Source organism: Pantoea sp. R102 (genome assembly GCF_004916815.1).
In the GTDB taxonomy this organism is placed as follows: Bacteria; Pseudomonadota; Gammaproteobacteria; order Enterobacterales; family Enterobacteriaceae; genus Pantoea; species Pantoea dispersa.
Genome location: NZ_SDFT01000243.1, coordinates 1 through 8,267 on the forward strand (window position 1 = coordinate 1; position 8,267 = coordinate 8,267).

Below are 8,267 nucleotides of genomic sequence, written 5' to 3' on the forward strand. Positions count from 1 at the left end.
ATCCAGCTCAGCCAGTCCACTGGCCGCGGGCGCGGCGCTTACTACCAGGGTATTGCTGGCATTGTCCGCCGCCAATAGCGGCAGCGGCAGGAGTGCAGGCAGCATCAGCAACGGTGCCTGTCGCAAAAGAGCAATTTTCATTTTAATAACCGTAAAAGACGTGAAATGAACCAATCGGGACATTTATCGCGCGTATGTTAATCGTTTTAGCGCGGGTTTGAAAAGCGTTAATAGTAGGGCAGAACCCTGTTAAGTGTGGCGTGAAAAATGTCCTTTCACCGCACCTCTGGCCTGGCTGTCAGCCCCAATTTCTGTCAGTGTGATCGTTTTGCCTGCGGTAAGAAGAAGGAGAAAACATGAATCAGCAACCTGTAGTTGCGGTACTGGGATTAGGCGCGATGGGACACGCATTTGCCGCCAATCTGTTGAAGAAGGGCTTTACCGTGCGCGGCTGGAACCGCACGCGTGCCAAAGGGGAAGATTTGGTGGCCGCAGGCCTGACGCTGAGCGACAGCGCCGCGCAGGCTGTGGAAGGCGCAGACGTGGTGATTGCCATGCTGGCGGACGGCGCTACCACGCGCGCCACGCTTAACCAGGTGCAGAACGCACTGCAGCAGGGGGCTACCGTGGCGCAGATGGGCACCATCGGTGTTGAAGCGACCGACGCGCTGATCGCCGGGCTGGCGGCCGCACGGCCGGACGTGGTGTTTATTGATGCGCCGGTCTCCGGTACCAAAGCGCCGGCTGAAAACGCGCAGATTCTGGTGATGGCCAGCGGCGACCGGCAGCGTGCCCAGGCGGCGGAGCAGGTGTTTGCCGCGATTGGTAAAGGGACGCAGTGGCTGGGTGCCGCCGGCGCCAGCTCGCGCATGAAGCTGGTGGTGAATAGCTGGCTGATTGGCCTGATGCAGAGTCTTGCCGAAAGCACCCGGCTGGCAGAGCAGTTTGGTTTCACTACCGACGATCTCTGGCAGGTGCTGGAAGGCGGTCCGCTGGCAGCGCCGTACGCCAAAATGAAACTCGGCATGATTGCCAGCGGCGACTTTACGCCGCAGATGCATCTGATCTGGGCGCTGAAGGATGCGCGGCTGGCGCTGGACGCGGCCGGCGACACCTCACTGCCGGCGCTGGAAAACATCGTCGATGTCTGGCAGCAGGCGGTCGATGCCGGTTACGGCGAGCAGGATCTGGCGGCGGTTTATCAGTACCTGAAACGCTAAATGAGTCAGCGGCTCGACTTTGACTTCTCGCAGCGTCCGCTGGTGCCGTATGCGCATGATTACGCGCACGGCGATGCGGAGCCGTGGCACTATCACCACTGCGCGCAGCTGATACATACTTTGAGCGGCGTGGTGAAAGTGGAAACGCAACACGGCAGCTGGATTGTGCCGCCCAGCCGCGGCGTGTGGCTGCCGGCCGGCACGCGTCATGCGCTGCACATCGTTGGCAGCGTGGCGGCGCGCACGCTGTTTGTCGATCCGCTGGCGCGCGCCGATCTGCCCGCCAGCTGTCAGGTGGTGCAGATATCGCCGCTGCTGCGGGAGCTGATTGTCAGCGCGCTCACGCTGCCGGAGCATTACGCGTCTGGCAGTCGCGCCGAGCGCATTTACGAGCTGATTCTCGATGAGATTCGCGTGATGGACGTGCTGCCGTTTGGCCTGCCACTGCCGCACAGCGACCGGTTGCTGGCGCTGTGCCAGCAGATTCAGCAGTCACCGGGCGAGAGCTGGACGCTGGCGCGCGCGGCGGCGCAGCTGTGTGTGGCGGAACGGACGCTGGCGCGCCATTTCAGTCGCGAAACTGGTTTGCAGTTTAGCGACTGGCTGCGGCGTGCCCGGCTGAGCGTGGCGCTGACCAAAGCCGCGCAGGGCGATACGGTGCTGGCCGTGGCGCTCGATCTCGGCTATGACAGCCCGAGCGCCTTCAGCGCCATGTTTCGTCGCGTGCTGGGCGTTACGCCAGCGAACTACTTTCCGGCGGCAGAAAAGCGCCCGCCGCGTTAAGCAACGCCTGCAGCGAGGCGCGCGTCACGTCATTATCAATACCCACCCCCCACGCACGCTCGCCACGCGGCGTGATGCAGCTGATATAGCACACCGAACGGCTGTCGCTGCGTTTGCCCAGCGTGTGTTCATGGTAATCCTCAATGGTTACGGCCAGATCGAAGCGCTGACGCAGCGCGGCCACCGCCGCTGACAGCAGACCGTTGCCGCGCCCTTCCAGGGTCAGCTGCTGCGGACCCTGCTGCAGGCGCGCTTTAATCCGCGTCTCGCCCTGATCATCGCTATGGCTCTCCGCCTGCAGCAGGCGACACCGCGGCTGTTGCAGGCCGTACTGCTGACAGAACAGCTGCCACAGCGCGTGGTGCGTCATCTCCTGGCCGTGAGCATCGGTGTGCTGCTGCACGCAGCGGCTGAAATCCTGCTGCAGGCCGCGCGGCAGTTGCAGGCCGTGATTTTGTTCCAGCAGCCAGGCGGCACCGCCTTTACCGGACTGGCTATTCACGCGGATCACCGCTTCATAGCTGCAGCCGATGTCCAGCGGATCGAGCGGCAGGTAGGGCATTTGCCATACCACTTCATTACGCGCGCTGCGTTCGGCAAAGCCTTTGCGAATGGCATCCTGATGCGAGCCGGAGAAGGCGGTAAACACCAGTTCGCCGGCGTAAGGATGGCGCGGATGGACTGGCAGCTGGTTACAGCGCGTCACCACTTCCAGCACCTCGCGCATATCGCTAAAGTCCAGCTCAGGCGTCACGCCCTGGGTATAGAGATTCAGCGCCAGCGTCACCAGATCGACGTTGCCGGTGCGCTCGCCGTTACCAAACAGACAGCCTTCAACGCGATCGGCGCCGGCCAGCAGCGCCAGCTCGGCGCAGGCGATGCCGGTGCCGCGATCGTTATGTGGATGGACGCTGATGGCCACCTGTGAGCGCTGGCTGAAGTGGCGACAGAAATACTCGATTTGGTCGGCATACACGTTGGGCGTGTTGACTTCCACCGTGGCGGGCAGATTGATGATCATCGGCCGCTGCGGTCCCGGCTGCCAGATGGCGGCGACCGCTTCACAGATTTCCAGCGCAAATTCCGGCTCGGTAAAGCAGAAGGTTTCCGGCGAGTACTGAAAGGTCCAGCGTGTGGCGGGCTGCGCCGCACAGCGTGCGCGGATTTGCCGCGCGGCGGCGCAGGCCAGCTCGACGATTTCAGCTTTGCTCTGACGAAATACGCGCTCTCGGAACAGCGGGGCGGTGGCGTTATACAGATGGACAATCGCCTGCGGCGCGTCACGCAGTGCTGCAAAGGTGCGATCGATTAAATCGCCGCGCGCCTGGGTTAATACCTGAATAGTGACGTCGTGAGGGATGTGCTGCTGTTCAATCAGCAGGCGCACAAAGTCATAATCGGTTTGCGAGGCGGCGGGAAATGCCACTTCAATCTCTTTAAAGCCGCAACGCAGCAGCAGTTGCCAGAATGCTAATTTGCGCGCGCTGTCCATCGGCGTAGCCAGCGCCTGATTGCCATCGCGCAAATCGGTTGAGAGCCAGCGCGGCGTGCGGGTGATCTGGCGTGACGGCCACTGGCGATCCGCCAGATTGATGACAGGCCACGGGCGATATTTTTCAGCAGGTTGAGTCAGCATGGGGGTCTCCTTGAGGTCTGCCTGTAGTCTGCAGTAACCTGCCGGACGCGGCTCACGCATAGCTGACAACCCGGCGTGCAAAACTGACAGCTGCCGCAGCGCGACGCCTTCAGTGATACCCGTCTGTTAAACCCTACTGAGATTCGATCCCGTGTTTTTTCATCATCGCCCGCAGCTGATGATAAGTGACGCGCAACAGTTCAGCGGCGCGGCGCTGGTTGTATCGCGCCTGTTGCAGACTGGCTTCGACCAGTGCGCGCTCCTGCTGGTTTTGCCACTGGCGTAAATCCAGCGGCAGCGCCGGCAGGGCACTTTCACGCTGTTCTGCTTCCGCTTCAGTTACCGCAGGAGCGCTGCGTGGCGCAAACGGATTGATGATGATGGTGTCGAGCGCCTGTTCGGTGCTGTGATGACGGTACACCGAGCGCTCCACCACGTTTTTCAGTTCACGCACGTTGCCCGGCCAGCTGTGCTGCAACAGAGTGAGCTGAGCGCGCTCGCTAAAGCCGGGAAACAGCGCCAGTCCCAGCTCGCGGCACATCTGAATGGCAAAATGCTCGGCCATCACCAGAATATCGCTGCGGCGCTCGCGCAGCGGCGGCAGCTGGACGACATCGAACGCCAGGCGATCAAGCAGGTCGGCGCGAAAACGGCCGGCGGCGGCCAGCGCGGGCAGATCTTCGTTGGTAGCGCACACCAGCCGCACGTTAACCTGCAGCGACTGATTGCCGCCAACGCGTTCCAGCTGGCCATACTCAATTACGCGCAGCAGTTTCTCCTGCACCAGCATCGGCGCAGTGGCAAGCTCATCCAGAAACAGCGTGCCGCCATCGGCGCGCTCAAAGCGGCCAAGGTGGCGCTTCTGGGCGCCGGTAAAGGCACCGGCTTCATGGCCGAACAGCTCGGAATCCAGCAGGTTTTCATTCAGCGCGGCGCAGTTGAGCGAAATAAACGGCCCCTGCCAGCGGTCGGAGAGGTAGTGCAGGCGGCTGGCAATCAGCTCTTTACCGGTACCGCGTTCGCCAGTCACCAGCACCGGTTTCTCCAGCGGTGCCAGTTTCGATACCTGTTCCAGCACCTCTAAAAAGTTATTCGACTCGCCCAGCAGATTGTCTTTACCGTTTGCCATGATGAAATTCACCACTGATTAATTAATTTCACTACCTTAACGGATTGCGCCGCGCGTGTAAAACAGTCAAACCCAGTAAAATCAGCACATTAAAAACTGGCACGCATCTTGTATTAGTCATGAGCGTAAAGACATGACAACCAGAGGAACATCATTATGGGTATTTTTTCTCGTTTCGCCGATATCGTGAACGCTAACATCAACTCGCTGCTGGAGCGTGCCGAAGATCCGCAGAAACTGGTACGCCTGATGATTCAGGAAATGGAAGACACGCTGGTGGAAGTACGTTCCACCTCGGCCCGCGCGCTGGCAGAAAAGAAACAGCTGCTGCGCCGTATTGAGCAGGCCGAAATTCAGCAGGCGGAATGGCAGGAAAAAGCTGAGCTGGCGCTGAGTAAAGAGAAAGAAGACTTAGCCCGTTCGGCGCTGATTGAGAAACAGAAGCTGACCGACCTGATCGCTGCGCTGCAGCAGGAAGCCAGCCACGTTGAAGAGACGCTGGATCGCATGAAAGGCGAGATTGGCGAGCTGGAGAAAAAACTCAGCGAAACCCGCGCCCGCCAGCAGGCCCTGACGCTGCGTCATCAGGCGGCTTCATCGTCACGCGATGTGCGTCGTCAGCTCGACAGCGGCAAGCTGGATGAGGCAATGGCACGCTTCGAATCTTTTGAGCGCCGCATCGATCACATGGAAGCAGAAGCGGAAAGCCAGCGCTTCGGTAAAAGCAAAACGCTGGACCAGCAGTTTGCCGATCTGAAAGCCGATGACGAAATCAGCCAGCAGCTGGCTGCGCTGAAAGCCAAAATGAACCGCAGCGAGTGATCGCCCCGGGCCTGCTAACGGGCCCGGATTGCCGGGTGTACTGAAAAAGGAGAGTCAATGAGCGCACTATTTCTGGCCATACCGTTAACGATCTTCGTGCTGTTTGTGGCACCGATCTGGTTATGGCTGCACTACAGCAACAAACGCAACGGCGGGACGCTTTCGTCCGGTGACCTGCAGCGCCTGCAGCAGCTGACGCATGAAGCGCGCCGCATGCGTGACCGGGTCGAGGCGCTGGAAGCGATCCTCGATGCCGAACACCCGAACTGGAGGCAGCCATGATGAACGGACGCAAACTGTGGCGTATTCCGCAGCAGGGCAAAGTGCGCGGCGTGTGTGCCGGGCTGGCCGAGTACCTGGATATTCCGGTGCGGCTGCTGCGGGTGATTGTGGTGCTGTCACTGTTTTTCGGTCTGTTTATGATCACCGTGACCGCCTACTTTATCCTCGGCTACGTGCTGGATGAAAAACCGCTGGACGCACCCTCTGAGCGCACACCAACGGCGCGCGAACTGCTGGATGAGCTGGAAAATACGCTCACCGCGGATGAGCGTAACGTACGCGATATTGAGCGTTACGTGACCTCAGAAACCTTCAGCGTACGCAGCCGTTTCCGCCAGATTTAATTCCTGTCGCGGGCCCGTCAGTGGGTCCGCTGCTCTAAGAGAGGCGCTATGCATACGCAACGTTTAACTGCTCTACGCCGCCGTGCAACGCCTGCGTTGAAGTCGGCGGGAAAATTCATCATCATCAGTGCAGTAACCTATGCGCCCGGCGGCCTGGCCGGCTGGGCAGTGAAATCGGTGGCGCGCCGTCCGCTGCGCCTGTTGCTGGCGGCCGCCCTGGAACCGTTGCTGAGTAAGGCGTTTAACCGCCTGTCGGCACGTTTCATCAGGGAGAGCGATGAAAAGACTGCAAAATGAGTTGATGGGGCTGATGAACCGTGGCGTGGATCGTCATCTGCGCCTCGCCGTCACCGGCCTGAGCCGCAGCGGCAAAACCGCCTTTATCACCTCGCTGGTTAACCAGCTGCTCAATGTCCACAGCGGCGCGCGTCTGCCGCTGTTTTCCGTGGTACGCGAAGAGCGGCTGCTGGGCGTGAAGCGCGTGCCCCAGCGTGAGCTGGGTACGCCGCGCTTTACCTATGACGAAGGGCTGGCCCAGCTGTACGGCACGCCGCCGATGTGGCCGACCCCGACGCGCGGCGTCAGCGAGATGCGCCTTGCGCTGCGCTACCGGCCGGATCAGTCTCTGCTGCGTCATTTCAAAGATACCGCCACCCTTTACCTCGAAATTGTCGATTATCCCGGCGAGTGGCTGCTCGATCTGCCGATGCTGGCACAGGATTATCTCAGCTGGTCACGCCAGATGGTCGGCCTGCTGCAGGGCGATCGTCAGCAGTGGGCCGCGCGCTGGCACAGCCTGAGCGCCGATCTCGACCCGTTCGCGCCCGCCGATGAAAACCGCCTGGCGGAGATCGCCGCGGCCTGGACCGACTACCTGCATCAGTGCAAAACCGAAGGATTGCACTTCATCCAGCCGGGACGTTTTGTGTTGCCGGGTGACATGGCTGGCGCGCCAGCACTGCAGTTTTTTCCGTGGCCCAACGTCGATGATCAGCAGGCCGGTAAGCTGCTGCAGGCACCGGCCGGCAGCAATTTCGCCATGCTGCAGCAGCGTTTTCACTACTACTGTCAGCATGTGGTGAAAGGGTTTTATAAAAATCACTTCCTGCGCTTCGATCGTCAGATCGTGCTGGTCGATTGCCTGCAGCCGCTCAACAGTGGACCGCAGGCGTTCAATGATATGCGGCTGGCGCTGACCCAGCTGATGCAAAGTTTTCACTATGGCCAGCGCACGCTGTTCCGCCGTCTGTTCTCGCCGGTCATCGATAAGTTGCTGTTTGCCGCCACCAAGGCCGATCACATCACCGCCGATCAGCACGCCAATATGGTGTCGCTGCTGCAGCAGCTGGTGCAGGACGCGTGGCAGAACGCCGCGTTTGAAGGCATCAGCATGGATTGCCTGGGGCTGGCGTCGGTGCAGGCGACCGAGAGCGGGCTGGTGGATCATCGCGGAGAAAAATTACCGGCGCTGCGCGGTCATCGCCTTGCCGACGGTGAACCGCTGACTTTTTACCCGGGCGAAGTACCGCCGCGCCTGCCGGGCAACAGCTTCTGGCAGCAGCAGGGGTTTCAGTTTGAACAGTTCCGGCCGCAGCAGCTGGATGTCGATCGGCCGTTGCCGCATATCCGCATGGATGCTGCGCTGGAATTTTTACTGGGAGATAAATTGCGATGAGCGATGAAACGCCACTCAAACCTCGGATAGATTTTGCCCGCCCGCTGCAGGAGCCTGTGGAGCCGACCCTGCGCGCGGCGCACAACTTTAGCAGCGACGCGCAACAGGGGTTTCTGGTGACGCCTGACGCGGAGCCGCTGGAAGAGGGCGCCGGCGAGAAAGTGGTGGAAGCCGCGCTGCGGCCAAAGCGCAGCCTGTGGCGCAAAATGGTGGGCGTCGGGCTGGGTATTTTTGGCATCAGCGTGGTGGCGCAGGGCGCCCAGTGGCTGCACGATGCCTGGCTGACGCGCGACTGGTTTGCACTGGGCAGCGGCGTGGCCGGTGGGCTGATTGTCGCCGCTGGCGCGGGCGCGCTGATTGGCGAATGGCGTCGGCT

General features: G+C 60.9%; 9 protein-coding genes and 2 pseudogenes. 8 read left to right on the plus strand and 3 right to left on the minus strand.

The features are described from left to right. Positions 1-141: pseudogene (locus ERD80_RS22940) on the minus strand (TonB-denpendent receptor); the annotation flags it as partial. 215 nt (positions 142-356) lie between these two features. On the opposite strand from ERD80_RS22940, the gene ERD80_RS20775 reads away from it, so the two are divergent. Both ERD80_RS20775 and ERD80_RS20780 read left to right on the plus strand, forming a co-directional pair. Further along, positions 357-1,220 (plus strand): NAD(P)-dependent oxidoreductase, encoded by an 864-nt coding sequence (locus ERD80_RS20775; protein ID WP_058769741.1) that lies wholly within the window; start codon positions 357-359, stop codon positions 1,218-1,220. Beyond that, on the plus strand, positions 1,221-2,003 hold the full coding sequence (locus ERD80_RS20780; protein WP_136548380.1) for a helix-turn-helix transcriptional regulator: 783 nt from the start codon (positions 1,221-1,223) through the stop codon (positions 2,001-2,003). It abuts the gene before it with no gap. Here the strand turns inward: ERD80_RS20780 and leuA are convergent. Together leuA and pspF are read right to left on the minus strand one after the other, a co-directional pair. Continuing rightward, positions 1,954-3,639, minus strand: a complete 1,686-nt coding sequence (gene leuA / locus ERD80_RS20785) for a 2-isopropylmalate synthase (protein WP_136548382.1) — start codon at positions 3,637-3,639, stop codon at positions 1,954-1,956. The two genes, ERD80_RS20780 and leuA, sit on opposite strands and share 50 nt — an antisense overlap. Positions 3,640-3,772: 133 nt before the next feature. Further along, positions 3,773-4,768 (minus strand): phage shock protein operon transcriptional activator, encoded by a 996-nt coding sequence (gene pspF / locus ERD80_RS20790; protein ID WP_058780664.1) that lies wholly within the window; start codon positions 4,766-4,768, stop codon positions 3,773-3,775. A 156-nt stretch (positions 4,769-4,924) separates the two neighbouring features. On the opposite strand from pspF, the gene pspA reads away from it, so the two are divergent. The 6 genes and pseudogenes from pspA to ERD80_RS20820 all read left to right on the plus strand — a co-directional run. After that, positions 4,925-5,590, plus strand: a complete 666-nt coding sequence (pspA, locus tag ERD80_RS20795; protein ID WP_058758491.1) for a phage shock protein PspA — start codon at positions 4,925-4,927, stop codon at positions 5,588-5,590. Between the two features lie 57 nt (positions 5,591-5,647). Further along, on the plus strand, positions 5,648-5,872 hold the full coding sequence (pspB, locus tag ERD80_RS20800) for an envelope stress response membrane protein PspB (RefSeq protein ID WP_136548384.1): 225 nt from the start codon (positions 5,648-5,650) through the stop codon (positions 5,870-5,872). Continuing rightward, positions 5,869-6,216 carry an envelope stress response membrane protein PspC gene (gene pspC, locus ERD80_RS20805; protein ID WP_058758492.1) on the plus strand — a complete coding sequence of 116 codons (348 nt, stop codon included), beginning with the start codon at positions 5,869-5,871 and terminating at the stop codon, positions 6,214-6,216. The genes pspB and pspC overlap by 4 nt, the downstream gene beginning before the upstream one ends. A gap of 48 nt (positions 6,217-6,264) precedes the next feature. Then, on the plus strand, positions 6,265-6,513 hold the full coding sequence (gene pspD, locus ERD80_RS20810) for a phage shock protein PspD (RefSeq protein WP_021506136.1): 249 nt from the start codon (positions 6,265-6,267) through the stop codon (positions 6,511-6,513). Continuing rightward, positions 6,494-7,891, plus strand: coding sequence for a YcjX family protein (locus tag ERD80_RS20815; RefSeq protein WP_058774727.1), 1,398 nt, complete (start codon positions 6,494-6,496; stop codon positions 7,889-7,891). Before pspD ends, ERD80_RS20815 begins: the two co-directional genes overlap by 20 nt. Next, positions 7,888-8,267: pseudogene (locus ERD80_RS20820) on the plus strand (TIGR01620 family protein); the annotation flags it as partial. The gene ERD80_RS20815 and the pseudogene ERD80_RS20820, both read left to right, overlap by 4 nt.